The following is a 23,765-nucleotide window of genomic DNA, read 5'->3' on the forward strand; positions in this document are numbered from 1 at the left end:
CGCCGCGGGGAGCCGCGGCGCGCTCTGACGGCAACTCACAGGGGAGGACCCATGCCCGACTTGACGGCAACCCAGGACAACCGACTGAGCCGGCCGGCCGGCATCCGCTCGATCCGGCTGGGCGACACGAAGGTGTCGTACGTGCCGGACGGCGACGTGCGGCTGCGGCCGCTGCAACTGCTCCCGGACACCACCGGAGAGGTGTGGGCCGCGCACCCGGAGTACCTGGACGCCACGGGTCACCTCGTGGGGAGCGTCGGCGGCCTGCTGGTGGAGCACGGCGACCGCGCGCTGCTGATCGACACGGGCTTCGGCCCGCAGACGTTCGAGACCCCCGACGGCCCGATCGGTGTGATCCACGGAGGTGCGCTCCCGCAGAGCCTGGCCGAACTCGGCCGCCGCCCCGAGGACATCGAGGCGGTCGCCTTCACCCACCTCCACTCCGACCACATCGGCTGGGCCTGCGTCCCCGCCCCCGGCAGCGGCCGGCCCCTGTTCGCCCACGCCGATCACCTGATCCCCGAGCCGGAGTGGGACGCGCGCGACCTCCTCGAGGCCCAGGGCATGGGCGAGCAGGTCGCCGCCCTCGCGCCGCGCGTCCGGACGGTCACGGACGGGCAGGAGGTCTTCCCCGGCGTGCACGTGCGGATCACCCCCGGCCACACCGTCGGGCATGCCGAGTACGTCATCACCGGGGGCGGGCGGCGCCTGATCGCCTTCGGCGACGCGGTGCACTCGCCGATCCAGATCGACCACCCCGACTGGTCCTCGGCCTTCGACCACGACCTGGCCAGGACCGCCGACCACCGCCGCCGACTCGTCGCCGAGCTGGCGGAGCCCGGCACCCTCGGTTTCGGCGTCCACTTCGCCGACGTGGTGTTCGGCCACGTCCGGCAGGACGGCGACGGGCCGGCCTGGCGGCCACTGGACGCCTGACCCGCCGGGGCCGGGTGCGGCCCGCGTCCCGCAGATCCGGATCAGGCCCCGGCGCCGCCCGGCGCGACGGCGAGGGCCCGGACCCGGAGATCCGGACTGTGCCGGAAGTGCAGGGTGAACTCCACCCACTCCCCGGCACGCAGGGCCGGCGGGCGGGCGATCAGCAGATCGGCGCCCTCGGGGGACAGCCGCACCTCGGCCCGGGCGGGCACCGCCACCGACGCCACCGGCTCCCAACTGCCGGTCGCGCCGCGGTGCACGTGCCGCTTCAGCACCGCCCGTCCCGTCCGCCCCCAGCTCGCCCCGGTCAGCTCGTCGGGTATGTCGCCGGGGTTGCGCAGGACGAAGAAGGCGGCCGTCGCCGCGCCGTTCGTGGGCACCAGGATGCGGCCCTCGGCCGCCACGACCGGCGCGGCCCGCCCGGCCCCGCCGAAGGACGTCCAGCCGCACAGCAGCACCAGCGCCGTCACCGCGGCGGCCGTCGGCGGGATCGCCGCGGCCCGGCTCACCGCAGACCCCGCGAGGGCCGCCAGGTGCGCAGGCGCAGGCTGTTGACGACCACCAGCAGCGAACTCGCCGACATGGCGACCGCGGCGAGCATCGGATTGAGCAGGCCCAGCGCCGCCAGCGGCAGCAGCACCGCGTTGTAGCCGAACGCCCAGACCAGGTTGGTGCGGATCGCGGCCATCGTCCGCCGGGCCAGGCGCACCGCGACGACCAGGCACTCGATGTCGCCGCGCACCAGCGTCAGCCCGGCCGCGCCGATCGCCGCGTCCGTGCCGCCCGCGAGCGCGACACCCAGGTCGGCGGAGGCGAGGGCCACCGCGTCGTTGACGCCGTCCCCGACCATCGCCACGCACCGCCCGGCGGCCCGCAGCTCCGCAATCACCTCCGCCTTGCGTTCCGGCGAGGCCGCGGCATGCACCGCGGTGATGCCCAGCTCCGCTGCCACCGCCCGGGCCGCACCCGGCCGGTCACCGGTGAGCAGTACCGGCTCCAGCCCCATGTCGCGCAACCGCCGCACCGTCCGCCAGCTGCCCGGCCGCACCGTGTCGCCCACCGTCAGGACGGCCGCCGCCCGGTCGTCGAGCTCCACCACCACGGCCGTCCGCCCGTCCGACTCGGCGCGGGCGAGCGCCTTGCGCAGGCGGCCGGAGAGGCCCGATGCCCGGTCGGGCCGGACGACCCGCACCCGCCGGCCCTCGACCGTCCCCCGGACACCGAGACCCGCCGTCGCCGCGAACCCGTCGACCGGGGGCAGCCCGGCCCCGCCGCGCCGCCGGGCCGCCGCGGCGACCGCCTGCCCGATCGGATGCTCCGACCGGTGCTCCACCGCCCCGGCCAGCCGCAGGACGTCCGCCTCGTGGACGTCCGATGCCGTGGTGATCCCGGCCAGTTCCATCCGGCCGGTGGTCAGGGTGCCGGTCTTGTCGAGCACCACCGTGTCGATCCGGCGCAGACCCTCCAGCACCTCGGGCCCGCGGACCAGCACCCCCAGCTCGGCGCCCCGGCCGGTCGCGGCCAGCAGCGCCGTCGGCGTCGCCAGACCGAGCGCGCACGGGCAGGCCACCACCAGCACCGCCACCGCGGCCGTGACCGCGGCCTGCGGATCGCCGCCGGCCCCCAGCCAGAAGCCCAGCACACAGGCGGCCACCGCCAGAACGCACGGCACGAACCCGCCGGCGACCGCGTCGGCGACCCGCTGCGCCCGGGCCTTGCCGGCCTGGGCCTCGGTCACCAGCGCGGTGATCCTGGCGAGTTGGGTGTCGCCACCGACCGCGGTCGCACGCACCACCAGCGTCCCGCCGACGTTGACCGTGGCGCCGGTGACCCGGTCGCCCGGGCCGACCTCCACGGGCACGCTCTCGCCGGTGAGCAGGCTCGCGTCCAGCGCAGAGCCGCCCTCGACGACCATACCGTCCGTGGCGACCTTCTCGCCGGGCCGCACCACGAACTCCCGGCCGGGCAGCAACTGCCGTACCGGGATGCGGCGTTCGACGCCGTCCTCGCGTACGCAGACGTCCTTGGCGCCGAGTTCGGCGAGCGCCCGCAGCGCCGAACCGCCGCGGCGCCGGGCCCTGCCCTCCAGGAACCGGCCGCACAGCACGAACAGCGGCACCCCGACCGCCGCCTCCAGATACACATGGGCCGTCCCGTCGGCGGCCGCGGTGAGCGAGAACGGCATCCGCATGTCCATCGCGCCGGCGCCGCCGAGGAACAGCGCGTACGCCGACCAGCCGAACGACGCCAGGACTCCCAGGCTCACCAGCGTGTCCATGGTGGCCGCCGCATGCCGCAGGTTCTGCCAGGCCCGCCGGTGGAACCCGTACGCGCCCCAGGTGACCACCGGGACGGCCAGCAGGAAGCACACCCACTGCCAGGCCCGGAACTGAAGCCCGGGCACCATCGACACCACCAGCACGGGTACGGCCAGGGCGGCCGTGACGGCGAGTCGGAGCCGGTCGCCGCCGTCCCCGGCCGGTCCGGCGGCGGCCGGCCCGTCGGGGACGGGCTCGGCGGTGTAGCCGGCGCGTTCCACGGCGGCCACCAGCTCCGCCGGTGCGACGGCGGCCGGATGCACCACCCGCGCGCGGCCGGTCGCCAGGTTCACCGTGGCGGTCACGCCGTCGATCCGGGCCAGCCGCTTCTCGACCCGGCCGACGCAGGCGGCGCAGGTCATCCCGCCCACGGCCAGGTCCGTGACCGCGTGGTCCGTCGCCGTGCTCACCGGGCCGCTCCCATCACATGGCCGGGCATGTCATCACTCGGAGAGCCCGGGGACGGACCGTCCGAATGCCCGTCGGCGGGCACGCCGCCCGTGGCGGGCCTCAGCCCCGGCGCGACCGGGCCGACGGCCTTCCCGAGGGCGAAGGACCCGCCGAACACGACGGTGAGCAGCAGGGCGAAGCCCGCCAGGACGAGATACGGCCGGGTGCCCGGCTCCGTTGCTTCCACACCTCAGCAGTCGGAGCCGGGCCGCAGCGAGTTCCCGGACCCTTCGGATCCGGCGGTCTCAGACCCGGCCGACGAGCGTGAAGCCGGCCTCGTCGACGGCCTTGCGGACCAGCTCCTCGTCGAGCGCGTGCTCCGCGGAGACGGCGACCCGGCCGGCCCTGGCATCGGCGGTCACACCGGTGACCCCGGGAACTCCCGACAGCTCGGCGCTCACCGTCTTCTCGCAGTGGCCGCAGCTCATGCCCTCGACAGCGAAGCCGATGGTGACGGACATACGGATTCCTCCTCGTGGATGGATCGACAGGACAGGGTCGGCGGCAGGCCGCCCGCAGGGGCACGTCCGCCCGGCTGCCGACCAGGACAGCGCAGACCACCCGCAACGCCACAGGGACACGCCGTCCCGTGCCGCTTTCGAGTGGACCGGGGAACCGATCAGGCCGCGCAGCCGACCGGGACCGGGACGGGCCGACGGGGCACACGGCCGACAGGCCCCGCCGCCCCCTGGTGTTCGGCGGCCGCCAGCAGGGCGACCAGGGCGGTGCGGGCCCGCGACACCCGTGAGCGGACGGTGCCGATCGGACACCCCGTCATCTCGGCGGCCTCCTCGTACGGCAGGCCGACCACGGTGGTCAGCACGAAGGCGTCCCTGCGCTCCGCCGGCAGCGCGGTCAGCAGGTCGGCCAGCGCCACACCCTCCTCGAAACCGGGCACCGCGCACTCCTGCGCGCTCTCGGCGGCCGCCTGCCAGTCGTCGGTGTCCAGCAGCCGGGGGCGGGCGGCCGCGAAGCGGAACCGGTCGGCCACCGTGCGGCGCGCGATCGACAGCAGCCAGGTGCGCGCCGACGAGCGGCCCTCGAACCGCGGCAGGCTGCGCAGCGCCCGCACATAGGTGTCCTGTGTCAGGTCGTCCGCGGCCTGCGGCTCACCGCTCAGGTAGGCCACGTACCGGCACACGTCCTGCCGGGTGGCGCGGACGAACCGTTCCACCGCGGCAGGATCGCCGTCGCGGGCGGCGAGCGCCCACGCGGTGACGGTCGCGTCGTCGCGGAGCGTCCGACATCGGGCGGAACGCGGGCGTGTCGGGGCAGCAGTCATCGCCAGAGGTCCTTCTCGGGAAGTTGGGGGCGGCCACCGGGCCGCGAGGCTTCGTCCGGGCGCGCGCCGGTGCCACCGCACCCGCTGGGCACGGTGTCGGCGGACGCGACCCGGGGAGATCCGCCGGTTCAGCCGGCGGCGGCTCCCACGGGCGGACCCCGAGAAGTGAGGGCGTGGACGAGCAGCAACTGCCGCGGGCGCCGCGGCGAGCCGAAGCGCCGGGGGCGCAGGGCGGGCCGGTACGGCGGGCAGGCCACCCGCAGCAGGAGCAGCAGCGGCGCGAGCAGACGGAGTGCGGCCGTGCGGAGCAGCCGGAACACGGTGCGCTCGCCGGCCGCGAGCCACAGGCCCGTCAGCAGCGCCGCGAGCAGGTGCGCCACCAGCATGCCGACCGTGCCCCCGCCCTGGTGCGGGGTCACGTCCGCGGCCGTGACCGCCTGGTGCGCGTGGGCGTGCAGATGGGAACCCATGCCCGCCATGCCCATGTGCATGCCGGCCATGTCCACCATGTCGACCGGTTCGACGGTCAGGCCGTCGCCGGACGGCGCGGCACCGGGGCCCGTGGACCCGACAAAGTGGACCGCCCCGCCGGGGTCGGAGCCGGCGGCCTGACCCAGCGAGAACAGGAGGTGCAGCACCGTCTGGACGCCCACCGTCAGCCCGGTCACCAAGGCCGGCCCGCGTTCGCGGTCCGCGAGCCACCAGGCGCCGCCCGCCGTTCCGGCGAACGCCGCGCCCAGCGCCCACCACGGCACCGACGTGCCGGACATCAGCACATGGCCGAGGGCCGCGAGCAGCACGCAGACGGCTGCGAACAGCGTCGCCCGTCCCGTGCGCATCATGCCCCCCGTTGTCCCGGCCGGCCCATCGTTGCACTCGACCCCACGTGCCGGAAGCACTGACGGATCGTCATTGACACGTCCGATCAAAGTCCGCCGGGAGCGTCTGCGCAGGCACGGAACGCGGGCCCGACTCAGGTAGTCGTTGCCGCGACCCCGCCGGTTCCCGTGACATTTCCTCAGATCGGAGGTGTGCCGACGGGCCCGTCGGATCGTGCATGATGGACGCGGTCGGCCGGGCGCCGACCGCCGCCGCCCGCCCGGGCCGGAGGCCGCCCGACAGGGGAGCACGCGCCTCATGAACGCCTCTCGCATCCTCGGCCGTGCCGCCGCGATCACGGCCTTCGCAGCGGGATCGCTCACCCTTGCGGCGCCCGCCTTCGCCCACGTCGAGGTCCGGGCACAGCCGGCCCAGGCGCTGGCCACCGACGCCGTGGTCACCTTCACCGGCGAGGCGGAGTCGCAGTCCGCGGGCATCGCCAAGGTCCAGGTCGTCCTGCCCGAGGGAATCACCCCTTCGGACGTCACCCTGGCACAGGCACCGCAGGGATGGACCTTCACCGCCACCGCCGACGGCTACACCGTCGGCGGCCCGGCGCTCGCCCCGGGCCAGGACGCCGTCCACAAGATCACCGTCCGGCAGCTCCCGAACAGCAAGGAACTGGTCTTCAAGACCCTGGAGACCTACAGCGACGGCCGGATCGACCGCTGGATCGAGCTGCCGCAGAACGGCGCGACGCCGGAGCACCCCGCGCCCGTCCTCGAACTCGCCCCCGCCGCGCCCGGAGCCACCCCGATCCCCGCCTCGCCGACCGCTGCCAGCCCCGCGCCCGCCACCCCGACCGCCTCGGCAACCGCGACCACCCCGCAGGCCACCCCCACGTCCTCCGCCCCGGCGTCCACCACCGACAGCGGCAACTCCACCGGCGCCGCCATCGCCGTCGCCGCAGCGGTCGTGGCCATCGCCGCCGCCGGCGCCTGGTGGTGGCGCCGGAGCCACCGGAACACCACGGGCTGACCGTGCCCCGGCAACGGTGACCGGATCCCTCTACATCGGCATGTTGTGATCAAGCAGGAAGTGACGACAGGTGTGCTTCTTGCACAGTCCCATGGGGCCGTGGCGGTACTGGTTGCAAGGAGTCGGCGAATCCAGGCAGTTCAAGCAGTAGGTGCCGTCGGGGTCGAGATGCACACCCCGAGCCGACAGCTTGTTCCGTGCGTCCGCGTGGGCCTGTTGGATCTGTGCCGTGATCAGCTCCTCCAGCTCGGCCTTGACTTCGTCGATCGCTTTCCTCTGATCGTCCGTGTAATCGGTCCGGAGCTCCATGCTTCACTCCAAAAATGCCATGCCGCATATCGGGTCATCTCGACGCGAAGGATCGGCGTGCCGTGTTCGAAGGCGCCGAGGAATGAGGTGAATCGTGACGTCCGCACGCGACCGAGGTTCACCGAAGGGGGTCGGGCCGCTGTGCTCGAGGGGTTTGTCACCCAACTGTCATGATCTCGCAGCCTTGAAGCCGACGCCACTCGGAGAACGCCGACGAGCGGCGTACGCCGACGCGGTGTCGGGGTACGCCGCCCTCGGGCGGGACGGGGTGGGGTCGCGGTCCGTGGGATTACTTCGGGTCGCGGGTGAACACTGCCTTCGACCAGCGGTATCCGAGGACGGTGAGGCCCAGGCACCAGGCGATCGCGATCCACCAGTTGTGGCCGATCTCGGTGCCGAGGAGCAGGCCGCGCAGGGTCTCGATGGCGGGTGTGAAGGGCTGGTACTCGGCGACCGGCTGGAACCAGCCCGGCATCGTGTCGACCGGGACGAAGGCGCTGGAGAGGAGCGGCAGGATCATCAGTGGCATGGCGTTGTTGCTTGCGGCCTCGGCGTTCGGGCTGACCAGGCCCATGCCGACGGCGATCCAGGTGAGCGACAGGGCGACCAGCGTCAGCAGTCCGAGCGCCGCCAGCCACTCCAGGGCGGTGGCGTCCTCGGAGCGGAAGCCGATGGCGACGGCGACGGCGCCGACCAGGACCACGCTGGCGACCGCCTGCAGCACGCTGCCGACGACGTGTCCGACGAGCACGGAGCCGCGGTGGATCGCCATGGTGCGGAAGCGGGCGATGATGCCCTCGGTCATGTCGTTGGCAACGGACACGGCGGTGCCGATCGTGGTGCCGCCGATGGTCAGCAGCAGGATGCCCGGGACGAGGTAGGCGATGTACTCGGAGCGATCGGCACCGCCGCCGCCGATGCCCGCGCTCATGGTGTCGCCGAAGATGTAGACGAAGAGCAGCAGCAGCATGATCGGGGTGAGCAGCAGGTTCAGCGTGAGCGACGGGTACCGCCTGGCGTGCAGCAGGTTGCGGCGCAGCATGGTGGACGAGTCGCGGACGGCGAGGGCGAGGGAGCTCATCGGGCAGCCTCCGTGGACTGGTTGGGGATGACGGCGCCGCCGGTCAGGGCGAAGAAGACGTCGTCGAGGTCGGGGGTGTGCACGGTGAGTTCGTCGGCCTCGATGCCGGCCGAGTCCAGCCGGTCGAGGACGGTGCGCAGTTCGCGCTGGCTGCCGCCGCTGGGGATCTGCAGCGCGAGGGACGAGTCGTCCCGGGCGGCCTCGTGCAGAGCGGTGGCGGCGTTCCGGTAGGCGGCCGGATCGGTGAACCGGAGCCGGACGTGTCCGCCGGGGACGAGCCGCTTCAGTTCCTCGGCGGTGCCCTCGGCCACGATCCTGCCGTCGTTGAGCACGGCGATCCGGTCGGCGAGTTCGTCGGCCTCCTCGAGGTACTGGGTGGTGAGGAGGACGGTGGCACCGTCCGTGACGAGTTCGCGGACGATCTGCCACATGGTGTGGCGGCTGCGCGGGTCGAGGCCGGTGGTCGGTTCGTCGAGGAAGATGATCCGCGGGCTGCCGACCAGGGTCATGGCGATGTCGAGGCGGCGCTTCATGCCGCCGGAGTAGGTGGAGGCGGGCTTCTTCGCGGCATCGACCAGGTCGAAGCGCTCCAGCAGTTCGGCGGTGACGCGACGGCCCTCGCGCTTGGGCAGGTGGTGCAGGTCCGCCATGAGGAGCATGTTCTCCTCGCCGGTGATCAGGCCGTCGACGGCGGAGAACTGCCCGGTGACGCCGATCGAAGCACGTACGGCCTGCGGGTCGGCGGTGAGGTCGTGGCCCGCGACCTGGGCCTGTCCGGCGTCGGCGGCGATGAGCGTGGAGAGGATCTGCACGGTGGTGGTCTTGCCGGCGCCGTTGGGCCCGAGCAGCGCGAACACGGACCTGGCCGGGATGTACAGATCGATGCCGTCGAGCACGGCCTTGTCGCCGTAGGACTTGCGCAGGCCGACGGCGGAGACGGCGGCGGGCGGCTGCGGAGCGCCGTCCACCCTGGGCGTGGGCATGACAGATGAAGGCATGTGCCCTCCCGTTCGAAGGCTGGAGATACTGGGGAGCGGGCGGGGCGAGGACGTCCCTGCCCGGGTCAGGACTTGGCGCGGCGCACGTCGATGTTGCCCCAGCGGGTCCGGGCGCGGACCTCGACGGTGTCCTCGGCCTGCTCCGGCGGGGCGGAGTCGGTGAGGGTGTTGCGCACCTGCCCGCGTTCGGAGCTGACGTCAAGCCAGGCGGCGGTGCCCGCGCGGATGCCGACCTCGATGGCGCCGTAGGCGGTCTCCAGCTGGACGGTGCCGCCGGCGACCTCGGCGACCCGCAGGGTGCCGTGGGCGGTGGTGGCGGTGACCGAACTCTCGGCGCGCGCGATGTCGATGTCGCCGTTGGCGCCGCTCACCCGCAGGTCACCGAAGGCGGTGCCGACGGTCGTGGTGCCGTGCGAGTTCTTCAGGACGGCGGGGCCGTCGACGGTGCCGACGCGCACGCTGCCGGAGCTGGTGGTGATGTCGGCCGTGCCCTCGATCCGGTCGACGGTGATCGAGCCGTGCGAGGCGGTCAGGTGGAGCGGCCCGGTCGTGTCGAGGCGGACGTCGCCGGACGAGGTCTTCACCCGGACCTCGCCGAGCCGGCCCTCGCCGACCACCTGGGTCCAGGAGCCGGTCACGTCGACGCGTGAGCCGGTGGGGAGTTCGACCGTCACGTCGACGGCCCCGCTGGGCCCGACCAGGGTGCGCTGCTTCGTCTTGACGGTCAGGATGCCGCCCGCGCACGTGACCTCGGTCTGCTCGGCCGCCCGCACATCCCTGTCCTTCCCGGGGTCGCGGGGTCGCACCTCGACGACCGTGTCGGGGCGGTCGCCCGCGGTGAAGCGCACGGAGCCGGCGGCCACGAGGGTGTTGGCGGAAATCGGTTCGGGGGTGTCGAAAGAAGGCATGGCTGTACCGTCCTCCTGGGTCCCGGTGGCGTTTTCGCCTGTGGGACGTGGTGGGTGAGTGAAGTGGTACCGGCGGGCGGGCGCTAGCGCACCCAGCCCGTGAAGCTCTGCCCGACAGTCCGGGTCTTCTGTGTCGCTCGCGGCTGCGTGCCGCCCTCGACCGCGGCCGACACGGCCCGCACCAGCCACGCATTGACCGACAGGCCCTCGCGGTTCGCGGCCTCCTCGGCGCGGGCCTTGAGGTGGGCCGGCAGGCGCAGGTTCACGCGGGCGGTGCCGCCCTCGTCGCTGTCGGCGGGCGTCTGGGCGACGAGCGGTTCGACGGGCCGGTCGGCCGCCTCCGCGGGGCCGCTGCCGACGGGCGGCAGCGTCACCACGAAGTCCGGGTCCAGCCCGCGCAGCCGTACGTCGACCGAGCCGGGGGCGAGCTCGCGGGTGACCTCGTCCATCGCGGCGGAGAGCACATTGAGCATGGTCAGCCGGGTTGCCGACTCCAGCGGGGCGGTGAGCCGCTCGGCCAGCGCGCGGGCATCTTCCCCGCCGGCTTCGGCGGCCACCGCGAGTTCGCGACGCAGGGTGTCGACATACGGAGTGAGGTCCATGACGCCATAGTGGCACCATCATGGCGCCATGCGCAAGCCCTGGTGGTGCCATCCAGGGGATGTGGTCGGTCGTGGCCGCCCCGACCTGGGGAAATGCGGAGGCGTTGCCCTGATTCATGGTGGCGCCATCGGTGTTCCCGTGCCCCTGTGGGTGCAGAACGGCGCCGGGTGGCACCACGTGGTGCCACCCGGCGCCATGTGGCGCCATCCGGGCGGTGGCCGGCCCTGCCCGGCCGGCCGCGGGCCGTCACACGACGGCGGCCCGCAGCTGTCCTCGGCCGAGGTGGTGGACGGCGGTCCGGTCGGCATGCGGGGAGAGCAGCCCCCGGAGCTCGTCGGCGGCGGCCTCGAGAAGGGCGCCGTCACGGGTGGCGTGGAGGGTCTCGAGGATGAAGACGACGTGCTCGGAACCCTCGGTGACGCGGGTGCGGTGGGCGTCGCGGTGGTTCCAGTGCCGGGTCAGGACGCCGGCGGTGTCCGCGTAGACGATCTCGCCGGGCCTGGGGTGCTCTACGGTGTCGGGCTCGCCGAGCGGAGTGAAGGACTCGGTGCCGTCCGCGTGGCGGACGGCGACATCGCCCGTGACGTGGTCCAGGTCGAAGGCGCCGGCGGGCAGGCCGTGCCGGACGGAGACGGCGTTGTAGGAGTCGACGGCCGGGTTGATGCGCGGCAGGGCGCCCCGCTTGGCGAGGCGTCGGCCGAGCGCGTCCACGCTCGGACGTGTGCGCCGGGGGTTGGTGCCGAAGGAGCGGTAGGCGGTGTGCCAGGCCTCGATGCGGGGGTGGGATTCGTCCGCGGGGTGCCAGGCCCCGTCGGCGAGCTGCTGCTCCAGGTCCTCGAGGGCGGCGGTGGTGGCGGGCCAGGCTTCGCGTCCGCGCAGGCCCGTGGCGGTGACGAGCGCGACGAGGGTGTCGGGGAAGGCGTCCGCGACGGCGGGATCGAGGCTGAAGGCGGGCATGAGCGGCTCCCTTTCGTGTGTCCGGGGTGTGCGGCCGGTGCGGGACGGTGCTCGGTCGCTCAGGCGGTCGAATCAGGCCAGGGCGAGGAGGCTGACGGCGGCCGCGGCGACGCCCAGTCCGGCGAGTTGGCCGCGGTGGATGCGTTCGCCGAGCACCGCACGGGCGAGCAGGACGGTGCCGGCGGGGTAGAGGGCGGTGACCACGGCGACGACGGTGAGGTCTCCGCTGCGGACGGCGAGCAGGAACAGCAGGTTCGCCAGGGCGTCCAGCACGCCCGCGGCCGCCGAGATCGCGTACGCGGGCCGCTCGTCGCCCAGTCTGCGGCGCAGCAGGCCCGCCGCGGCCAGGGTGACCGCCGAGGAGACCGCCCGTCCCACGATCAGCGGGGCGACGCCGCTGTCGGTCGGCGCCTGGTGGAGGAAGACCAGCTGGAGGGCGATGGCAGCGCCCGCGCCGAAGGCCAGCAGCAGTGCGGTGCGGGAGGGGCGCGCCGGGCCGCTGCCGGGTCCGGCGCTGACCAGTACGACCGCCGTCAGGGCGAGCGGCAGGCCGACGAGTCCGGCGGCGGTCGGCTGCTCGCCCTGGAGCAGGCCCACTGCGACGGGCAGTGCGGCGGACACCAGCGCGGTCACGGGCGACAGCACGTTCATGGGGCCGATGGCCAGGGTGCGGTAGAGCAGCGCGAACGCGGCGGCCGAGGCGACACCGGAGGCGGCGCCCCAGCCGACCGCCCCCGCGTCGAACGAGGCGCCGAGCACCGGCCACAGGAGCAGTTCGACGGCGAGCGAGGCCGGGGCGGCGATCAGGACGGTGCGCAGCACGTGGGCCTTGCGGGCGCCGAGGCCGCCGAGGAAGTCGGCGCATCCGTAGGCGAGTGAGCTGCCGAGGGCGAGCAGCAGAGCGATCACGGTGCATCCCTTACCATTCAGTGGAACGACCACAACGTACAACGGATCGACCGGCTCAGGCCAATGGACCGACCGGGTGGTCATTTCAGTGAACCGCGGGAAAGGAGAGGTGACCAGGTGGCCGAGGCAGCCGACGCCCTGCGCGCGGTCGCGCACAACGTCCGGGCGGCCCGTCTCCGCGCCGGGCTGACCCTGGACGAGCTCGGCCGGCGCGCCCAGGTCAGCAAGGGCGCGCTCGTCGCACTGGAGAAGGCCCAGGGCAACCCCAACCTGGCCACCCTGGTCCGCCTCGCCGACACCCTCGGCATCTCGGTGTCCGCCCTGATGCAGGGACGGCCCGAGGGCAGGGTCCGCATCGTGGCAGCCGACGCCGTGGAACCGCTGTGGACCGGCGAGCGCGGCAGTGAGGCCCGGCTGATGCTGACGACCTCGGGCCCGGCCCCGGTCGAGGTGTGGCGCTGGCGCCTGGAGCCGGGCGAGGAGTACCCCAGCCACCCCCACCAGGCCGGGGTGGTGGAGACCGTCAGCGTCACGTCCGGCCGGATGACCCTGGTCGTCGACGGCACCGAGCACCCCGTCGAGGCCGGCCAGACCGCCACCTTCGACGGCGACACCCCGCACACCTACCGCGGAGCGGGTACCGGAAGCTGCCACCTGATCATGACCGTCCACCTGCCGCCCGGCCCCGCAGCCTGACCCGCCCCCGGCGGCAGCGGTCAGCGGACGACGGGAAACCGGCCGGCGAGCCAGTCGTCCACGCGCTTGCGGATGCTCGGCACCATCGGGAGCCCGTCGATCTCCGCGGGGGTGAACCAGGCGACCCGGGTGGACTCGTCGCTGGTGCGGAGCTGCCCGCCGAGGGGCCGGCCGAGCAGGCAGACGGAGAACTCCTGCCGGACCTCGCCGTCGTCGTACGCCATCACGTGGCCGGGGTCGGTGTAGGTGCCCACGATGCCCGTGATCTCGATGTCGATCCCGGTCTCCTCGAGGGTCTCCCGGATTCCGCACCCGGCGATCGATTCGCCGATCTCCATGGTGCCGCCGGGGAGTGCCCACATCCCGTTGTCGGTGCGGCGCTGCAGGAGGATCCGCCCGCTGTCGTCCGCCACGACCACGGACGCGGCCGGTACCAGGCTGTTCGCCTTCGGGGCGCTCGGGTCGTTCTCGTAGTCACGCCTCGGCATGCTCCACCTCCGGCATCGTCCACACGTCGCGGCCGCGACCCCACAGTTCTACCGGCCCGACGGAGGTCGCCGTCCATTCGTCGCCGGGCGCGCCCCCGGCCCACCGCCGTGCAGTTCCTGTCGGCCGATTGAGCGGTGGTGGACGGGTAGGCGCTTGTGGGGACTCCGTCCTGACCGAGGGGTTCGGGGTGAGACTTCGGGGTGAGGCAGGGATGACTGGAATCCGGGAGCCGGCGATGTCCCCGTGTGCCGCCGCGGGTTGCGGGGGTGTGCGATGAATGCGCCGGCTGCGGGGGTGCTGCGGGTGGAGGTGGAGGAGGAGTTCCTGCTTGCCGACCGGGCCACGCGTGCGACGGTGCCGAGGGCGGGGACGGTGGTCCGGGATGCCGCCAGGGTGCTCGGGGAACGCGTACGGTCTGCGTTCCTGCAGACGCAGGTGGGGGCGTGCACGCGGCCGGTTGCGACGGCCGGCGAGCTGAGGGCGGAACTGGTGGCGATGCGCCGTGCGCTGGTGCACGCCGCAGCCCGAGCGGGTTGTCTGCTGGTGGCTTCCGGTACCCCGGTGCTGCCGAGCCGCCATCCGCTGTCGGTCACCGCGACGGAACGCTTCGGGCGGGCGGCGGCGCATGTCGGCCACGACGTGTGGGACCAGGCGGGCGGCGAGCTGTGCGGTTGCCACGTCCACCTCGGTGACCTGGCGCGGAGCGACGCCCTGGCGCTCTCGGCGCACCTGCGGCCGTGGCTGCCCGCCCTTCAGGCCGCCTGCGTCAACTCCCCGTTCTGCGAGGGGGAGGACACCGGTGCGGCCAGTACGGGGTGGGCCCGCCGCCTGGCCTGGCCGGCGAGCGGGCCGGCGCCGCTGCTGGACGCGGAGGGCTACGAACGGACGGCCGGGAGACTGGTCGCCGACCGGGTGGTCCTCGACCGCAGGATGATCCAGTGGCTGACCCGGCCGTCCGAAGAGGTGCCCGCGCTGGAGGTGCGGGTCGCGGACGCGAACGCCGACGTCGACGCCTCGGTGTTCCTGGCCGTCGTCCTGCGCGGGCTCGCGCTGGTCCTGCTCGAGGAGCACCGTGTGGGGCTTCCGCCGCCCGCCGTGTCCACGGGTGTGCTCCGTACGGCGCACGCCCGGGCAGCCGCCGTCGGCCTGACCGGGAGCGGGCGCCATCCGGTCACGGGCCGGGCCGTGTCGGCCCCTGCGGCCCTGGACGCGTTGCTCGAGCGGGCTGCGCCCGGTCTGGACCGGGCCGGGGACCTGCACCTTGCGCGGGCGCTGGCGGGGAAACTGCTGGCCCGCGGCACCGGCGCCGCCGGGCAGCGCGCCACCTTCGTCCGCCGCCGGTCGCTGCCCGCCGTCGTCGACCACCTCGCCCGTGTGACCGCCCAGCTCACGCCGTCCCGCGCCGTCGTCACGCTTCCCGCCCTGTAGCCGGGTGCGGGGGAGCGGGTCCGGCGGACGGGCGCATCGGCCGCAGCCGACCGGTCGGCAGTACGCTGGACCGTTCGTCAACGATCCGATCGGGAAGGAGGTGGCGGGGATGACGGGAGAGAACCGAGACCTCGCCACGCTCGCCGACATCGTCGAGCGGGCCGACGCCGGTGTCGACGACGAGGCCGCGACGCGGGCCCGTACGGTGGTCGCGGCGCACGCGCATGACGGTGAGGACCTTCGGATGCTGCTGGACGTCCTCGGACTGGGCAGGTCGCCCGACTGACCGCGGTCGGGGCCGTCAGGCCTCCACGGCAGCGGCGATGAGCCGGTGGGCGTCCGCCAGGGTGTCGCAGACGGCGGCCTGTCGGCTGACCCCCGCGCGGTGGAGGCGTTCCTCGAGGTGGGGCTGCATCCCGCACAGCGCCATCGGCAGGCCGGCTCCGGTCAGCACGAGCACCTCCTCGGCCAGGGTCAGTACGCCGATCTCGTCCGCGAACGTGGTCCCGGTGAGGTCCAGCACGACTCCGACGGCTCCGTCGGCCGCGCGGTCACGTGCGGCGGCGCCGATCTGCCGGGCCTGGACGACGTCGAGGGAGCCGCTCGCGCCGACGACCGCCGCCCCGCCCGAGCCCGCCGCTGCCCACGGTTGCCGCAACCCTTCCACACGCACCTCCGGCTCGATCAGCAACACGAACCAGGCCAGTGAAGCCCGTGGAACGGGTTCCGGCGGCAGAACACGCCGCCCCGGATGCCCGTCCGTCGCGGGCCCGGGGAAGAGCGCGCTCCACTCCGCCGGGATCGGCCGCCTCCGGCCGGAAACCACCGTGCCGGGGCCGGGATGCCCGGCGCCGCAGCGCTCCGGGCCGGGGATGCCGGAGACTGCGCCGAACGGGTGGAGCGCAGGGCATCGCGCGCATGCGTCCGGCACGCCGGAGCAGACGGGCCGGTGGGGCGAGGTCCGAGCGGCCTCGGGAACCGCTGCCGATCCCACCCCACCCCACCCGGAGGCGGCGCCAGGGAAGGACACCATGACAGTGAACCGGCCGCACCTGCCGAGCGACAGCCGCACTCGGCTCCGGCGCCTCGCCGAGCGCTTCCTCGCCGCGAACCTCGAGGGCGCCATGGACCGCGCGCGGCAGGGCCCCTGCCCGCCGGATGCAGCTGGATGCAGCCGGGTGCTCGGCTCAGGTCGAAAGGCGGCGTCGGCTTCCGTACCGGCGAAGTGACCGCTGACTGATCGGGCCCGTGGCACCGTGATCACCAGGTCTCGCCGTGCCCGCGTTCGCGGTGTCGGCGGCACTGTCGTAAACCGGGGTTATGGACGAGGAGAAGACATCGTGGCACCCCGGTGAGATCGTGCCCGCCAGCGGGATCTACGAGTGCGACTGCGGCGCCGGGCACCACTGGAGCACCGATGTGAAGGGGCACCGTTTCCCGCCGCTGCCGGCCGGCTGTACGGGCGGCTCCTGGTCGCTCAAGACGGAAGCCCATCCGGACGCCTGAGCGGGACGGCTTGCCGGGCGAAGGCCGGTCCCACCGGTGGTGGGCCCGGACCGGTGGAGGGCGCATGATCGAGGGCCGGCGGGGCAGGCGGTCGGCCGTCGGACGAAACCGGTTCGGGATGGAGGCTCCCGTGAGCACGGCCATGGTTCTGCTGCTGGTTCCGCTCGTCCTGGCTGCGGTGCTCGCGGCCACTGACCGCGGCGAAGCCGCCCGGCACCGTGGCGCCGGGGCCGGGGTACGGCACCGCCGGGGCCGGGTCGCGCGGCACGCACGGCGCGGTTGACCGCGGCTCGCCGGTGGTGCCCGTGCGCGATGTGTCGAGAACCGACCGCGGGCACGGATCGCCCAGTGGTGGGCTGCGCGCCGGCGGCCGGCCGCAGTGACGGAGCCCGAGTGAGGAGAGCGGGGACCAGCGAGCCTTTTCAGGGCGAGCACCGGTCGGGTGACGGCCTGGTCGCACACGATCGAGTGAAGGGGGCCGCGCCGTCCACGGCATCCCCGCGCCATCGCCATAGGCTCACCGTGGTCGTTGACGGTGCACGGGCGAGCCGGGGGTCAAGCCGTGCCGGAGGTACTGGAGTTACCGTCCGAGGTGGCGAGCGTGGCGGCCGCCGAGGCGTGGGTGGCGGAGGTGTGCGAGGCCTGCGGGCTGGGCGAGGACGAGCAGTACCGGCTCGGGCTCGCCGTGCACGAGGCCGCCGCCAACGCGGTCCTCCACGGCAACCGGCAGGACCCGGCCAAGCGCGTCCGGCTGAGCTGGGAACGACGGGACGGCCGGCTGTACGTGACGGTCGGCGACGAGGGCGAGGGTTTCACGCCCCCGGAGCCGTCCGACGGACCCAGCCTGAAGCCCTCCGGCCGCGGTCTGATCATGATCGGCCGTCTCGCCGACGGCTACGAGACGGTGCGCCGCGACGACCCGCCGGGGACCGACCTGGTCCTGGTGCTCAACCTGATCGCGTGAGGACTGATACCGCATGACCCAGATCACCACCCGCCAGAACGGGGAAGTGACCATCCTCGACATCACTGGCCGGCTCACCATCGGCGAGGGCGACTACGTCCTGCGCGAGAACGTGCGCCGCGCGCTCTCGGACGGCTCCAAGAACATCGTGCTCAACCTGGAGAACGTCACCACCGTCGACAGCAGCGGGATCGGCGAGCTCGTCTCCTCCTACACCACCACCAGCCACCAGGGCGGCAGGCTCAAGCTGCTCAAGCCGTCGCCGAAACTCCACGACCTGCTGCACATCACCCAGCTGATCACCGTCTTCGAGATCTACGACGACGAGCCCGAGGCCGTCGCCAGCTTCGCCTGATCCGCACCGGCCCACGCGCCATCCGCGTCGAGGGGCGACCGGTCGCTGCCGCCCCTCGACGTCTGCCGGTGCGGGCGCAACCGCCGGTGTTCGGAGCTGCCGACCGTTCCCGTCAACGGGCTGATGTTCAGTCAACCCGGTGTGACTGTGGTCGGGGCCGACTGTGCGTCCTGCGGCGAACCGGCGAGGGGCCGGTCTTCAGTCGGTTTCGCGGTGTCTGCTTGGGTGGTCGTCACGTCGCGGGGTATCGGCCGAAGAAATTTCGAGGAGGGCTGTCGATTCGGGGCCGGCCGTTCGACGTAAAGGTGTCAGGCAGGAACGACCAGCTGGAGGGACAGCGCAATGGCCCAGTACGCCATCCTCATCTACGCGAAGGCCCAGGCCGACGAGGCCGATCTCGTTCCCGGGGCACGGGAGGCCCATGACCGCCACTTCGAGGACATGGTGGAGTCAGGCTCCCTGGTCGCGGCATTCGCGCTGCAGCCCGCTGCGTACACGGCGACCTCGATCTGCGGTGACGTGGTGACCGACGGCCCCTTCGTCGATGCGAAGGAGGTCGTCGCCGGCTTCGCGGTCATCGAGGCGCCCGACCTGGACGCCGCTCTGGAGATCGCCCGGGCCAATCCCGCCGCCCAGCAGGGCGGCGGCGTCGAGGTGCGACCCGTCGAAGGCGGCTTCGTCGCGGATCGGCCCGCTGCGGCATGACGCCGCCGGAAGACGTCGAGGCGGCGGTCGCGGAGGCGCACCGTCGCGGGTGGGCCCGGGTGCTCGCTGCGACGGCCCGGGTCGCACGCGACCTGGACCTGGCCGAGGAGTGTGTGCAGGAGGCGTACGCCGCGGCCCTGGTGAGCTGGGACCGCGACGGAATTCCGGACAAGCCGGCGGCCTGGCTCACCACCGCGGCCAAGCGCCGTGCACTGGACGCGTTGCGGCGCGAGCAGACGCTCCGCTCCAAACTCCCGCTGCTGGTGGAGCCCGAGGGGTCGGGCGACGAGACCGCCGTCGACGGAGCGGCTGCCGTCCCGCCGGAGGACGTGGTGCCGGAGGACGTGGTGCCCGACGAGCGGCTGCGGCTCGTCTTCATGTGCTGCCATCCGGCGTTGGCACAGGAGGCGCAGCTGGCACTCACGCTGCGGCTGGTGTGCGGAGTGACCACCGCGGACATCGCGCGGGCGCTTCTGGTGTCGGAGCCGACCCTGGCCGCGCGGATGACCAGGGCGAAGAAGAAGATCTCGGCTGCGCGGATCCCCTTCCGGCTGCCGGGAGCCGCCGAACTGCCGGACCGGCTCCGGGCGGTGCTCGGCGTGATCCATCTGCTGTTCACCACCGGACACACCGCGCCGTCCGGCGCATCGCCGGTGCGTCAGGACCTGGTGGAGCAGTCGCTGCGGCTGGCCAGGATGCTGCGGGAACTGATGCCGGACGAGCGGGAGGTGCGGGGGCTGCTCGCCCTGCTGCTGGTCACCGACGCCCGGCGCGCGACCCGCGTCGACGCCGACGGCCGCCTGCTGCGCCTGGAGGACCAGGACCGATCGCTCTGGGACCGCTCGGCGATGGCCGAGGGGCACGACCTGATCGTGGACGGGCTGCGCGGTGGGCGGCCGGGCCGCTACCTCCTGCAGGCGGCGATCGCCTCGCTCCACGCCGAGGCACCGTCCTACGACCGGACGGACTGGCCGCAGATCGTCACCCTGTACGACGAGTTGCTGTCCGTGTGGCCCTCACCGGTGGTGGCGTTGAACCGCACGGTGGCGGTGTCGATGGTCTCCGGGCCGGCGAAGGCGCTGGAAGAGGTCACGGAGTTGGAGCAGGACAGCCGCCTCACGGGATACCGGTACCTGCCGGCCGTCAAGGCGGACCTGCTGGATCGCCTGGGCCGTTGGGAAGAGGCCTCGATCGCCTACCGCCGAGCGCTGGAGTTGACCGGCAACGGTGCCGAGCGCGAGTTCCTGACCGAACGCCTTGCCGGCCGGCACCGGGACACCACAGCCGGGGCACCCGGTAGGTTGACCGGATGAGCGATGTTCAGATCGATGCCGAGCGGCGGATCAGGCCCAAGGAGTTCCACGAGTCCGCCGGTCTCGAGGACTGGCGTGTGCTGGGTGAGGGCGCGTGCGCGTACTTCCGTACCGGGTCGTTCACGGCCGGTGCCCGACTCGTCCGGGAGATCGGCGAGCTGGCCGGCCTCGGGGGCGACCACCCCGATGTCGACCTGCGCGGTGAGGGTGTGACGGTACGTCTGATCACGGTCACGGACGACTACTACGGGCTGACCGCGCGGCACATGGAGGTGGCCCGGCAGATCTCGGCCGCGGCCCGAAAGCTCGGCATCGCGGCCGATCCGTCCGCCGTGCAGACCGTCCAGGTCACCGTCGACGCCCTCGCCGGCCCCGACGTGGTGGCGTTCTGGCGCGCACTGCTCGGCTACCGGGACCGTGCGGGCAGCGCCGAGGACCTGATCGACCCGAACCGCCGCGGGGCGCCGTTCTACTTCCAGCAGATGGACGAGCCGCGCCCGCAGCGCAATCGCGTCCACGTCGACGTCTGGGTGCCCTACGACCTGGCCGAGGCACGGATCGCCGCGGCCGTGGCCGCCGGCGGCCGCCTGGTCGACGACTCGAACGCCCCGTCGCACTGGGTCCTGTCCGACCCCGAGGGCAACGAGGCCTGCGTCGGCGCGGCAGGCTGGACGGGGCCGGAACCCGTCCGCAAGTAGCGGATCGCGTTCTTCCTTTCGAGTGGCGCGGCGAAGCCGGCCGCGGATGTTTGGTCCGACCTGTGCGGGTAGGCGCTCCGCCTGCCAAGGGGCCGCTGCGGCAGGGAGGAGCTGATCGGGTCATGACCGGACTTTCGGTGACGAGGGGCTCGGTCGCGCACGGGCCCGTCCTGTTCCTGGACGGGGAGGTCGATCTGTACACCGTCCCCCTCCTGGCGGATGCCCTCGAGGACGCCGTGGACCTGTGCCCGCCCGGGCGGCCGGTCACGGTGGACATGGCGCGTGTCGGCTTCTGCGACTCGTCCGGTCTCAACGCCCTGCTGAAGGCCCGGGCCAGGGCGACCGAGCGCAGCGTGGTGGTACGCGTGGCGAGCCCCTCGCCGCAGGTGGCGCGGCTGCTGAAGGTCACCGCCGCCGAGGGACTGCTCATGCAGACGGCCGACGGCGGTGGCTGACGCCGCGCCCACGGCCCGGCCGGGCGTTCGGACCACCGAAGCCCCCCGCGTCAGGCGGCGGACCCTTCCTCGGCGATCGGCATGTCGGCGGCGGTGCGGTCCAGCACGGTCTGCAGGCGGCGGACGGCGTCCTCGGCGTCGGTGAGTTCGCCGGGCGTGGGGACGACGGTGCCGAAGGCCTGCCGCGGGTCGGCGGGCAGGGTCCGCCAGTGGAGGACGGGTGCGAGTGCGGTGCTGGCCCGGGCCAGGAACCAGGCGAGTTGGCCGTGGGTGCGGGCGATGCCGATCGCGAGGACGGCCATGGCCTCGCGCAGCTGCTCCAGCCGGTCGATGCTCGGCAGGAATGCCTGCCGGTCGGCCGGCCCGACCGCCCTCGCCAGTCCGGCCGCGGTCTTCAGGGCGAGGACTGCGTCTCCCGGGGCCAGCTCCCACAGGCCGTCCCGCATCAGGCGCTCGGCCTCCGCGGCCAGACCCTCCACCTCCCCGCACACGCCTGTGCCGACAGACGCCCGGGGCGGCGACGGCTGGGCGTTGTGGGGGTCGAAGGCGGTGCGAGGGTCCACGTTGTCTCCTCCGGGTGCGGCGCGCCGAAGCACTTGGTGCCTCAGACTCTTGTCGCACCGCCGTTCGACGGCAGCCCCGACAGCGAAGCCTCCGGGGGCGACAGGCCGCCGAACGAAGGACTTCACGGGGTTGAAGTTGCCGTTGCGGCAGCTCCTACGGTCGTGTCCGGGGCCGGAGAAACCGGCCCGGCGAAACACACGTGCGGGAGTGGGCATGGACTGGCCGATCACGGAGGTGGCCCGGATGTCGGGCGTGACCGCCCGGACCCTGCGCCACTACGACGAGATCGGTCTGCTGCCGCCGGCCCGGATCGGCACCGGCGGCCGCCGCCACTACGGGGAGAAGCAGCTCCTGCAGTTGCAGCAGATCCTCGTGCTGCGGGCGCTGGGCGTCGGGCTGCCGGAGATCGGCCGGATCCTGTCAGAGCAGGTCGACGGGGTGCATGCCCTGCGCAGTCACCATCGGCGGCTGCTCGCCGAGCGGGACCGGCTCGACGCCCTGGCCGGCACCGTCTCCCGCACGATCGCCGAACTGGAACAGTCCAGGAAGGACGGCCACCCCGTGACCATCAACCGACCGGAGAACCTCTTCGAGGGCGTGCAGCCCTCCCAGTACGAGGAGAACATGCGCGACTTCCCCGAGCTCGCCGAGGAGGTCGGACGGCGCGCTGCCGCGATGAGCCAGGCCGACGCCGACGCCGGGCAGCGTGAGCGCACCGCGCAGATGATCCGGCTGGCCGAACTCATGGCAGCCGGCCACCCGGCCGACGCCGAGCCGGTCCAGGCCGAGGTCGCGGCCCAGTACCGGGCGCTGACCGGGCTGCGTGCCGTCTCCGCCGAGGAGTACCGGGCCATCGGACGCTCCTGCGTGGACAACGAAACCTGGCGCGCCGCGTACGAGGCGATCGCGCCCGGGCTGGCGGCGTACCAGCGCGACGCCATCGAGGTCTACGCCACGACCCGGCCGAACTGAGCCGCGGCCCGCTCGGAGCAGCCGTCAAACGGCCCGGCCTGCCCGACGCCGGCTGCCCCGACGAGGCCGTGTCCGGGGACGACCTGATCGCAAGTCGGCGGGGTGGGCCACTGCGGCGTCGGTGGTCCCGTTCACTCGTCCGGTCCAGCACCGCCCGCTGCGCGGCCGTGGGGCGGCTAGCGTCGTGGCACGTCAGCCGACTTTCCATCATCCCCGCGACGCAGGTCTGCGAGCGGCGGACCCGGAGCGAGGGAGGCCGATCATGTACGAGATGCACGCCGAGGTGCTGCCCGGCCCTGAAGGATGCCTGCGCTGGCACGCGGTGCGGCCGGGCGGCGCCCGGACGGCCGTGTGCGGCTGTCCCGTCGGGACCTTCGATCCGGACCTTCCGGACGAGCCGGGAATCGGCGAACTCTGCTCGGGCTGCATGACCGAGATCGCGTCGGCCATGGAGTGCGCGGGCACGGCCTGAGCCCGGCCCCGCGGAGGGTGCGGTCCCCGGAGGGCGCCCAGCGGTTCGGCGGCAGCGACCGCTGGGCGCACACCCCTCCGTGAGGCCGGCCTCGCCGGCTACGACCGGGCGCCGGCGCGCCCCGGCAGGCGGGCGGACAGCACCTGGCCCAGCGCCAGCATGCTCAGGCCGAACATGGCCACGCCCAGGGGGACATGGAGCGCCGGCTTGTGCGCGACGCCCAGCACGACCTGCACCGAGGCCAGGACGAGGAAGCCGGACGAGTACAGGATGGGCCGGGGCGACCCGCCGCCCGGCCGCCACGCCAGGATCGCCGCGATCACGTACAGCATCGATGCCCCGTACATCACGCGTGCTCCGACGCTGTGCAGCGTCTCGCCGTAGGACGAGGACAGCAGCAGTCCGGCGGTGGCCGCCTGGAAGAAGATGGCCAAGGTCTGCAGACCGACCGCGATCTGAATGAAAGTCAGTCCGCGGTGCTCTGCCGTCGTCGGTGTGGCCATGGTGCGGTCCCCTCTTCTGCCGTGCGGCGGTGATCGA

Annotated in this window: 30 protein-coding genes; 14 read left to right on the top strand and 16 right to left on the bottom strand. The window is 73.5% G+C overall.

Annotated elements, in window-relative coordinates:
- Nucleotides 1–51: 51 nt before the first annotated feature.
- Complete coding sequence (locus ACQ614_RS34660; RefSeq protein ID WP_431683074.1) at nt 52–936, top strand: MBL fold metallo-hydrolase; 885 nt, start codon at nt 52–54, stop codon at nt 934–936.
- Between the two features lie 41 nt (nt 937–977).
- Here the strand turns inward: ACQ614_RS34660 and ACQ614_RS34665 are convergent, their stop codons facing one another.
- The 5 genes from ACQ614_RS34665 to ACQ614_RS34685 form a co-directional block, all read right to left on the bottom strand.
- Nucleotides 978–1,445, bottom strand: coding sequence for a copper chaperone PCu(A)C (locus ACQ614_RS34665; RefSeq protein WP_431683075.1), 468 nt, complete (start codon nt 1,443–1,445; stop codon nt 978–980).
- The gene (locus ACQ614_RS34670) at nt 1,442–3,664 is read right to left on the bottom strand and encodes a heavy metal translocating P-type ATPase (RefSeq protein ID WP_431683076.1); all 2,223 of its coding nucleotides are present in this window, start codon (nt 3,662–3,664) and stop codon (nt 1,442–1,444) included. The genes ACQ614_RS34665 and ACQ614_RS34670 overlap by 4 nt, the downstream gene beginning before the upstream one ends.
- A 285-nt stretch (nt 3,665–3,949) precedes the next feature.
- Nucleotides 3,950–4,165 (bottom strand): heavy-metal-associated domain-containing protein, encoded by a 216-nt coding sequence (locus ACQ614_RS34675; protein WP_431683077.1) that lies wholly within the window; start codon nt 4,163–4,165, stop codon nt 3,950–3,952.
- A 158-nt stretch (nt 4,166–4,323) separates the two neighbouring features.
- Nucleotides 4,324–4,986 (bottom strand): sigma-70 family RNA polymerase sigma factor, encoded by a 663-nt coding sequence (locus ACQ614_RS34680; RefSeq protein ID WP_431683078.1) that lies wholly within the window; start codon nt 4,984–4,986, stop codon nt 4,324–4,326.
- A gap of 128 nt (nt 4,987–5,114) precedes the next feature.
- Nucleotides 5,115–5,828 (bottom strand): hypothetical protein, encoded by a 714-nt coding sequence (locus tag ACQ614_RS34685; RefSeq protein ID WP_431683079.1) that lies wholly within the window; start codon nt 5,826–5,828, stop codon nt 5,115–5,117.
- A 295-nt stretch (nt 5,829–6,123) separates the two neighbouring features.
- On the opposite strand from ACQ614_RS34685, the gene ACQ614_RS34690 reads away from it, so the two are divergent.
- Complete coding sequence (locus ACQ614_RS34690; protein WP_431683080.1) at nt 6,124–6,843, top strand: DUF1775 domain-containing protein; 720 nt, start codon at nt 6,124–6,126, stop codon at nt 6,841–6,843.
- Nucleotides 6,844–6,873: 30 nt separating this feature from the next.
- Here the strand turns inward: ACQ614_RS34690 and ACQ614_RS34695 are convergent, their stop codons facing one another.
- From ACQ614_RS34695 to ACQ614_RS34725, 7 genes are all read right to left on the bottom strand, one after another.
- Nucleotides 6,874–7,152 (bottom strand): hypothetical protein, encoded by a 279-nt coding sequence (locus ACQ614_RS34695; RefSeq protein ID WP_431683081.1) that lies wholly within the window; start codon nt 7,150–7,152, stop codon nt 6,874–6,876.
- A gap of 289 nt (nt 7,153–7,441) precedes the next feature.
- Nucleotides 7,442–8,233, bottom strand: coding sequence for an ABC transporter permease (locus ACQ614_RS34700; RefSeq protein ID WP_431683082.1), 792 nt, complete (start codon nt 8,231–8,233; stop codon nt 7,442–7,444).
- Nucleotides 8,230–9,231, bottom strand: a complete 1,002-nt coding sequence (locus ACQ614_RS34705) for an ATP-binding cassette domain-containing protein (RefSeq protein ID WP_431683083.1) — start codon at nt 9,229–9,231, stop codon at nt 8,230–8,232. The genes ACQ614_RS34700 and ACQ614_RS34705 overlap by 4 nt, the downstream gene beginning before the upstream one ends.
- 65 nt (nt 9,232–9,296) lie before the next feature.
- On the bottom strand, nt 9,297–10,139 hold the full coding sequence (locus ACQ614_RS34710; RefSeq protein ID WP_431683084.1) for a DUF4097 family beta strand repeat-containing protein: 843 nt from the start codon (nt 10,137–10,139) through the stop codon (nt 9,297–9,299).
- A gap of 83 nt (nt 10,140–10,222) precedes the next feature.
- A complete protein-coding gene (locus ACQ614_RS34715; RefSeq protein WP_431683085.1) occupies nt 10,223–10,741 on the bottom strand; it encodes a toxin-antitoxin system HicB family antitoxin in 519 nt (172 codons plus the stop codon).
- Between the two features lie 247 nt (nt 10,742–10,988).
- Entirely contained in the window at nt 10,989–11,699 is a 711-nt protein-coding gene (locus ACQ614_RS34720; protein ID WP_431683086.1) for a B3/B4 domain-containing protein, read from the bottom strand.
- A 72-nt stretch (nt 11,700–11,771) separates the two neighbouring features.
- Nucleotides 11,772–12,608, bottom strand: a complete 837-nt coding sequence (locus ACQ614_RS34725; protein WP_431683087.1) for an EamA family transporter — start codon at nt 12,606–12,608, stop codon at nt 11,772–11,774.
- A gap of 117 nt (nt 12,609–12,725) precedes the next feature.
- On the opposite strand from ACQ614_RS34725, the gene ACQ614_RS34730 reads away from it, so the two are divergent.
- Nucleotides 12,726–13,304: a helix-turn-helix domain-containing protein gene (locus ACQ614_RS34730; protein WP_431683088.1), complete on the top strand. Its 579-nt coding sequence runs from the start codon at nt 12,726–12,728 to the stop codon at nt 13,302–13,304.
- A 20-nt stretch (nt 13,305–13,324) separates the two neighbouring features.
- Here ACQ614_RS34730 and ACQ614_RS34735 read toward each other — a convergent pair whose 3' ends face one another.
- Nucleotides 13,325–13,792: an NUDIX hydrolase gene (locus tag ACQ614_RS34735; protein ID WP_431683089.1), complete on the bottom strand. Its 468-nt coding sequence runs from the start codon at nt 13,790–13,792 to the stop codon at nt 13,325–13,327.
- 274 nt (nt 13,793–14,066) lie between these two features.
- On the opposite strand from ACQ614_RS34735, the gene ACQ614_RS34740 reads away from it, so the two are divergent.
- Nucleotides 14,067–15,221 (top strand): carboxylate-amine ligase, encoded by a 1,155-nt coding sequence (locus ACQ614_RS34740; protein WP_431683090.1) that lies wholly within the window; start codon nt 14,067–14,069, stop codon nt 15,219–15,221.
- Nucleotides 15,222–15,330: 109 nt separating this feature from the next.
- The gene (locus ACQ614_RS34745; protein WP_431683091.1) at nt 15,331–15,507 is read left to right on the top strand and encodes a hypothetical protein; all 177 of its coding nucleotides are present in this window, start codon (nt 15,331–15,333) and stop codon (nt 15,505–15,507) included.
- Between the two features lie 15 nt (nt 15,508–15,522).
- On the opposite strand, the gene ACQ614_RS34750 is transcribed toward ACQ614_RS34745, so the two are convergent.
- Nucleotides 15,523–15,879 carry an STAS domain-containing protein gene (locus ACQ614_RS34750; protein ID WP_431683092.1) on the bottom strand — a complete coding sequence of 119 codons (357 nt, stop codon included), beginning with the start codon at nt 15,877–15,879 and terminating at the stop codon, nt 15,523–15,525.
- Between the two features lie 662 nt (nt 15,880–16,541).
- On the opposite strand from ACQ614_RS34750, the gene ACQ614_RS34755 reads away from it, so the two are divergent.
- The 7 genes from ACQ614_RS34755 (at nt 16,542) to ACQ614_RS34785 (ending at nt 21,217) form a co-directional block, all read left to right on the top strand.
- Nucleotides 16,542–16,727 carry a hypothetical protein gene (locus tag ACQ614_RS34755; RefSeq protein WP_431683093.1) on the top strand — a complete coding sequence of 62 codons (186 nt, stop codon included), beginning with the start codon at nt 16,542–16,544 and terminating at the stop codon, nt 16,725–16,727.
- 562 nt (nt 16,728–17,289) lie between these two features.
- Complete coding sequence (locus tag ACQ614_RS34760; RefSeq protein ID WP_431683094.1) at nt 17,290–17,691, top strand: ATP-binding protein; 402 nt, start codon at nt 17,290–17,292, stop codon at nt 17,689–17,691.
- A 13-nt stretch (nt 17,692–17,704) separates the two neighbouring features.
- Nucleotides 17,705–18,046, top strand: coding sequence for an STAS domain-containing protein (locus ACQ614_RS34765; protein WP_431683095.1), 342 nt, complete (start codon nt 17,705–17,707; stop codon nt 18,044–18,046).
- 342 nt (nt 18,047–18,388) lie between these two features.
- Nucleotides 18,389–18,751 carry a YciI family protein gene (locus tag ACQ614_RS34770; protein WP_431683096.1) on the top strand — a complete coding sequence of 121 codons (363 nt, stop codon included), beginning with the start codon at nt 18,389–18,391 and terminating at the stop codon, nt 18,749–18,751.
- Nucleotides 18,748–20,064, top strand: a complete 1,317-nt coding sequence (locus tag ACQ614_RS34775) for an RNA polymerase sigma factor (protein WP_431683097.1) — start codon at nt 18,748–18,750, stop codon at nt 20,062–20,064. The genes ACQ614_RS34770 and ACQ614_RS34775 overlap by 4 nt, the downstream gene beginning before the upstream one ends.
- Nucleotides 20,061–20,762 carry a VOC family protein gene (locus ACQ614_RS34780; protein WP_431683098.1) on the top strand — a complete coding sequence of 234 codons (702 nt, stop codon included), beginning with the start codon at nt 20,061–20,063 and terminating at the stop codon, nt 20,760–20,762. Before ACQ614_RS34775 ends, ACQ614_RS34780 begins: the two co-directional genes overlap by 4 nt.
- 122 nt (nt 20,763–20,884) lie before the next feature.
- Nucleotides 20,885–21,217, top strand: a complete 333-nt coding sequence (locus tag ACQ614_RS34785; protein WP_431683099.1) for an STAS domain-containing protein — start codon at nt 20,885–20,887, stop codon at nt 21,215–21,217.
- A gap of 50 nt (nt 21,218–21,267) precedes the next feature.
- On the opposite strand, the gene ACQ614_RS34790 is transcribed toward ACQ614_RS34785, so the two are convergent.
- Nucleotides 21,268–21,780, bottom strand: a complete 513-nt coding sequence (locus ACQ614_RS34790; protein WP_431683100.1) for a hypothetical protein — start codon at nt 21,778–21,780, stop codon at nt 21,268–21,270.
- A gap of 214 nt (nt 21,781–21,994) precedes the next feature.
- Between ACQ614_RS34790 and ACQ614_RS34795 the strand changes: the two genes are divergently transcribed.
- The gene (locus ACQ614_RS34795; protein ID WP_431683101.1) at nt 21,995–22,753 is read left to right on the top strand and encodes a MerR family transcriptional regulator; all 759 of its coding nucleotides are present in this window, start codon (nt 21,995–21,997) and stop codon (nt 22,751–22,753) included.
- A gap of 262 nt (nt 22,754–23,015) precedes the next feature.
- Complete coding sequence (locus tag ACQ614_RS34800; protein WP_431683102.1) at nt 23,016–23,225, top strand: hypothetical protein; 210 nt, start codon at nt 23,016–23,018, stop codon at nt 23,223–23,225.
- Nucleotides 23,226–23,323: 98 nt separating this feature from the next.
- On the opposite strand, the gene ACQ614_RS34805 is transcribed toward ACQ614_RS34800, so the two are convergent.
- The gene (locus tag ACQ614_RS34805) at nt 23,324–23,728 is read right to left on the bottom strand and encodes a hypothetical protein (protein WP_431683103.1); all 405 of its coding nucleotides are present in this window, start codon (nt 23,726–23,728) and stop codon (nt 23,324–23,326) included.
- Between the last annotated feature and the right edge of the window lie 37 nt (nt 23,729–23,765).

It is taken from the genome of Kitasatospora dryopteridis, from assembly GCF_050749075.1.
In the GTDB taxonomy this organism is placed as follows: domain Bacteria; phylum Actinomycetota; class Actinomycetes; order Streptomycetales; family Streptomycetaceae; genus Kitasatospora.

Coding starts and splice junctions, on each gene's coding strand:
- ACQ614_RS34765 (WP_431683095.1), top strand. CDS start 17,705: ATGACCCAGATCACCACCCGCCAGAACGGGGAAGTGACCATCCTCGAC.
- ACQ614_RS34720 (WP_431683086.1), bottom strand. CDS start 11,699: ATGCCCGCCTTCAGCCTCGATCCCGCCGTCGCGGACGCCTTCCCCGAC.
- ACQ614_RS34805 (WP_431683103.1), bottom strand. CDS start 23,728: ATGGCCACACCGACGACGGCAGAGCACCGCGGACTGACTTTCATTCAG.
- ACQ614_RS34695 (WP_431683081.1), bottom strand. CDS start 7,152: ATGGAGCTCCGGACCGATTACACGGACGATCAGAGGAAAGCGATCGAC.
- ACQ614_RS34735 (WP_431683089.1), bottom strand. CDS start 13,792: ATGCCGAGGCGTGACTACGAGAACGACCCGAGCGCCCCGAAGGCGAAC.
- ACQ614_RS34795 (WP_431683101.1), top strand. CDS start 21,995: ATGGACTGGCCGATCACGGAGGTGGCCCGGATGTCGGGCGTGACCGCC.
- ACQ614_RS34770 (WP_431683096.1), top strand. CDS start 18,389: ATGGCCCAGTACGCCATCCTCATCTACGCGAAGGCCCAGGCCGACGAG.
- ACQ614_RS34700 (WP_431683082.1), bottom strand. CDS start 8,233: ATGAGCTCCCTCGCCCTCGCCGTCCGCGACTCGTCCACCATGCTGCGC.
- ACQ614_RS34745 (WP_431683091.1), top strand. CDS start 15,331: ATGACGGGAGAGAACCGAGACCTCGCCACGCTCGCCGACATCGTCGAG.
- ACQ614_RS34755 (WP_431683093.1), top strand. CDS start 16,542: ATGGACGAGGAGAAGACATCGTGGCACCCCGGTGAGATCGTGCCCGCC.
- ACQ614_RS34740 (WP_431683090.1), top strand. CDS start 14,067: ATGAATGCGCCGGCTGCGGGGGTGCTGCGGGTGGAGGTGGAGGAGGAG.
- ACQ614_RS34800 (WP_431683102.1), top strand. CDS start 23,016: ATGTACGAGATGCACGCCGAGGTGCTGCCCGGCCCTGAAGGATGCCTG.
- ACQ614_RS34785 (WP_431683099.1), top strand. CDS start 20,885: ATGACCGGACTTTCGGTGACGAGGGGCTCGGTCGCGCACGGGCCCGTC.
- ACQ614_RS34680 (WP_431683078.1), bottom strand. CDS start 4,986: ATGACTGCTGCCCCGACACGCCCGCGTTCCGCCCGATGTCGGACGCTC.
- ACQ614_RS34690 (WP_431683080.1), top strand. CDS start 6,124: ATGAACGCCTCTCGCATCCTCGGCCGTGCCGCCGCGATCACGGCCTTC.
- ACQ614_RS34675 (WP_431683077.1), bottom strand. CDS start 4,165: ATGTCCGTCACCATCGGCTTCGCTGTCGAGGGCATGAGCTGCGGCCAC.
- ACQ614_RS34660 (WP_431683074.1), top strand. CDS start 52: ATGCCCGACTTGACGGCAACCCAGGACAACCGACTGAGCCGGCCGGCC.
- ACQ614_RS34705 (WP_431683083.1), bottom strand. CDS start 9,231: ATGCCTTCATCTGTCATGCCCACGCCCAGGGTGGACGGCGCTCCGCAG.
- ACQ614_RS34780 (WP_431683098.1), top strand. CDS start 20,061: ATGAGCGATGTTCAGATCGATGCCGAGCGGCGGATCAGGCCCAAGGAG.
- ACQ614_RS34710 (WP_431683084.1), bottom strand. CDS start 10,139: ATGCCTTCTTTCGACACCCCCGAACCGATTTCCGCCAACACCCTCGTG.
- ACQ614_RS34715 (WP_431683085.1), bottom strand. CDS start 10,741: ATGGACCTCACTCCGTATGTCGACACCCTGCGTCGCGAACTCGCGGTG.
- ACQ614_RS34685 (WP_431683079.1), bottom strand. CDS start 5,828: ATGATGCGCACGGGACGGGCGACGCTGTTCGCAGCCGTCTGCGTGCTG.
- ACQ614_RS34775 (WP_431683097.1), top strand. CDS start 18,748: ATGACGCCGCCGGAAGACGTCGAGGCGGCGGTCGCGGAGGCGCACCGT.